3 protein-coding genes are annotated in these 3,697 nt (G+C 66.3%); 2 read left to right on the forward strand and 1 reads right to left on the reverse strand.

All coding sequences use genetic code 11. The features are described from left to right. The first annotated feature begins 692 nt into the window (after nt 1-692). Nucleotides 693-1,184: an RICIN domain-containing protein gene (locus tag ACFW2G_RS32945; RefSeq protein WP_384585606.1), complete on the forward strand. Its 492-nt coding sequence runs from the start codon at nt 693-695 to the stop codon at nt 1,182-1,184. A 108-nt stretch (nt 1,185-1,292) separates the two neighbouring features. Then, nucleotides 1,293-1,922, forward strand: coding sequence for a TlpA family protein disulfide reductase (locus tag ACFW2G_RS32950; RefSeq protein WP_384585603.1), 630 nt, complete (start codon nt 1,293-1,295; stop codon nt 1,920-1,922). A gap of 952 nt (nt 1,923-2,874) precedes the next feature. Here the strand turns inward: ACFW2G_RS32950 and ACFW2G_RS32955 are convergent. Next, the coding region (locus ACFW2G_RS32955; protein WP_384585600.1) for a DUF4328 domain-containing protein at nt 2,875-3,697 on the reverse strand (823 nt) is incomplete at its 5' end.

Genomic DNA, 3,697 nt, shown 5'->3' on the forward strand with positions numbered 1-3,697 from the left:
CGGGCAGAAGCCGTCCGTGACGGCATCCTGCCCGCTACACTCCCACCGCTCGACGTTTCCCCAGGTCAAGCCACGAAGTACTGCTGGAGTACTAGACCTGATGCGCCATCACGACTCAGTCGTGCGGCCAAGCAGGGACGCCCAGGTGAGCGAGGTCTGCGCGGACGAGAGTGCCGCGTTCGGCACCGTTGGTCAGAACGCTCTCGGCAGCGGCACCCCGTCCAGCGCGCATATCGACCCGCCCCGGGTTGCCTGCTCACGAGAGATCGACCAGCGTCCGCCGGTCTAGATCAGGCAAGTCGCCCCACGCAGGCAGACGACGAGCTGGTTCCCGTCAGGGTTTCGGCCAGTGTCTTCACCGGTCGCCGCAGAATGCGAGAACACCCTGCAGGACTGCCAGGGGATCGTTGTCCATCTTGTCATCTCCGTCCACGCCGGATCCTTCGGGGCCAGAGCCATATCCTGCGGCCGCAGCTCGCTGGTGCCAGCCTGGCTGAACACACGAGTCAGCCTGCGCGGCAGGCGAAGACGCCGCTGCCATCGTTGACAATGGCTGAAACCCAGTGCGTTGCGAAGCACTATGTCTGGAAACGTAGTTGACGGAGTCGCAGGATATTGACGATCTTGATATCGGTATGATCTTCGTAAGTTTTGCCAAAGTGTGCTTGGGCGCACATAAGGGGTGGGTTTACATGTCTATGGTCAAGCGTTTTGGTGCCGCTGCCGGCACTCTGATGGTGGCCGTCGGGCTCGCGGTACTTCCGACGTCCCCGGCATCGGCCGACGCCTTCATGCCGCTGCGCGCCAAGCACAGCGGCAAGTGTCTGGAAGTCGCCGACTGGAGCACCGCCAACGGAGCCGTGGTACGGCAGTGGGACTGCACCGGCGGCGCCAACCAGCAGTGGACGTGGGGCCCCAAGATGTCCTGGGTCAACAAGCACAGCGGCAAGTGCCTGGAGATCGGCGACTGGAGCACCTCTTGGGGCGCTCAGGCCCGGCAGTGGGACTGCTCCGGCGGCAACAACCAGGGGTGGGAGATTCCCAGCGCCGACGGCGGCTACGCGATGTTCCTCAAGAACCGGCACAGCGGCCTCGTCTTGGAGATTGGCGGTAACAGCACCGGCAACGGTACGGTGGCCAGCCAGTGGGGCAACAACGGCGGCAACAATCAGAAGTGGTACTAACCAGCACTCATTGGCTGAAGGGCGGTCATATAGCCGCCTGATTAGGATCAACGCTGACCGCACAGGGGTGCGAGACATCCCTCAGATCGCTCGTGCGAAGCTGTTCGCATGAGCCTGATCCGCACCCCCGGACGGCGCCGCCCACACAGCGGCCGCGCTTTCCTGCTTACCGCCGTGACCGTCGCAAGTATCCTGACTGCCTCGGGATGCAGCATCTCGGACACCAGCGAAGCCTCCGGGTCCGGTGGTGGCTACGTCACCGGACCGAGGGGGGTCACCACGGTCGCCAAGGCCAACCGTGTTGTGGCCCCGAAACTCGATGGCGAGACGATCGACGGCAAGGCCCTCGATATCTCCACCCTCAAGGGCAAGGTTGTCGTCCTCAACATCTGGGGGTCATGGTGTGGACCCTGCCGTCTGGAGGCACCGTACTTTGCCAAGGTCTCCAAGGAGCTGGAGGCATCTGGGCAGCCAGTGGCTTTCGTCGGCATCAATACTCGCGACAACACCAAGCAGGCCGCCAGCGCATTCGAGCAGACTAACGGGATCACCTACCCCAGCCTGTACGACCCCGACGGCAAACTGATGCTGCGCTTTCCCAAGGGCACCCTCAACCCGCAGGCCATCCCTTCGACGATCGTCCTTGACAAGGACGGCAAGATCGCCGCCAGGACCCTCGCAGCCATCAAGGACGACACCCTGCACGAGATGATCGACCCACTTCTCGCGGAGCAGTAGGGGCCTTCGCCCCGGGACTGAGCGGGCGGTCGTGAGTCTTCGGGCGGTTCTGGTGTCGCCTGATGGTGTGGGTGCGGGCTGAATCTGTCGGCTCCCGGTCGCTGATCTGCTGGTGTGATGAGGTGACTGAACGCAAGCCGTACCCAAGTGAATTACCGGACGGGCAGTGGGTGTTGAAGGAGCCGGTGATCACGGCGTGGAAGGATCGGTACCGCTCGTTCTGCGCCCAGCCGCTGCCTGACTCCGCCCGCCGCCCCCGCATGTACTGCTCCCGCTGGTGCACCGGGCGAGCCTCCACCATTCGCAAGCGGCAGAGCCCGGCGCCGGGGGCGCTTCGCGGCACTGTTCCCCATCCGGGGAAGGAGGTGCTGGATCCGGCCGAGGACTGGCGGGTTGTAAGCCTCACACCCCTTTCCCGCAGGTAGACGGGGTGGCTGTGTGGGTGTGAGACTGTGAGGCGGAGCTCACACCTGGCCGCTGCCGGTGTGAAACACGCGCGTGCCACTCCCGGACCGCAAGCCGGCTGACCGGGGGCCTGGTCGTCACCCGCTCAGATGCGGCTGGGTGCTGCCGGAGCAGGCAGGGCGGAGGCTGTGCGCACGGCTGCCAAGCTGATCGTCTACCCGCCGGATGAACAGGGCTGGCGGCGGGTCCGCTACGTCGGCGTCGCCATCCGGGTCGCGCACCGCCCGGCCGACATCCGCGTCGTCCTCGCCGCAGCCGGGCGGGAGAATGCCGAGGACGTGCCTCACCGACACCGACTTCGTGGAGTGGAGAGGTGCCGGCCCCGAGGCGTGGGAACCCTCCCCCTGAGGTACCGCCCCGGCGACACATCCCTTATCCACAAGGGCGGTCCTAGAAGCTTCGGGGATGAGCAAGGACAACACCGCAGCACGGGCCCTGCTGCGCGACAAGATCCTCGACGGCCTGCGGCGCGCGGAGTGCACCCTGTTCACCCGTCCCGCGCCGAAATCCGCACGGGCTTGAGGGCGAAGAGCGGCGCGAGGACGGCGGCCACGATATCCAGGACGTCCCCCACCAGCATCGCGGTGGCCGTGTAACGAACGGCGCCGGGGCTCTCGGCGAGGCGGTAGGCGAGGCCCCCGCACCATCCCAGGACCCGGGCAGCCAAGAAGGCGCCCCACCAGCAGTTGACCAGGGTCGACGGGAAGCTGCGGTAGCCGTCGTCGGCCTTGAGGGGCCTGCTCGACTCCCAGGTGGTCGCCGCGATCCGGTACGGCAGCCAGAATTTGGCCAGCGGCACGAACCGGGCCCCAACCGCCACGCCGGATGGGGGCTTGTCCGAGCCCGGCGCGAACACGCCGGCGTTCGTGCGCACCCGGTGGAACCAGACGATGAAAACGACGCACGTGACGATCAAGGCCTTGGACTGGACCGAGGCGGCCAGGAGAATCAGGCTCTCGCCGCGGCCCAGGTCGGTATCGCCGACCGCACCGGGGTCCGAGAGAAGCCGGCCCATGAGCGTCCATGTGGTCCAGTCCGCGTACACGGCGTACACGCCGCACCCGATGGACACCACACACAACACGGTCAGTGCGATGGCCAAGCCCACGGCCGAGCGCAGCCGCACGCCCGTGACAACGGGCACCGCATTCGGGGACGGGACCGACGGATCGGCCGGAGCTGCGGACACGCTGAAGAACCCCCCACGGGTTAGTGCTCCAGCAGTACTTCGTGGCTTGACCTGGGGAAACGTCGAGCGGTGGGAGTGTAGCGGGCAGGATGCCGTCACGGACGGCTTCTGCCCGCCCGCC

Origin of the sequence: Streptomyces sp. NPDC058880 (genome assembly GCF_042742535.1) — a bacterium.
Taxonomy (GTDB): domain Bacteria; phylum Actinomycetota; class Actinomycetes; order Streptomycetales; family Streptomycetaceae; genus Streptomyces.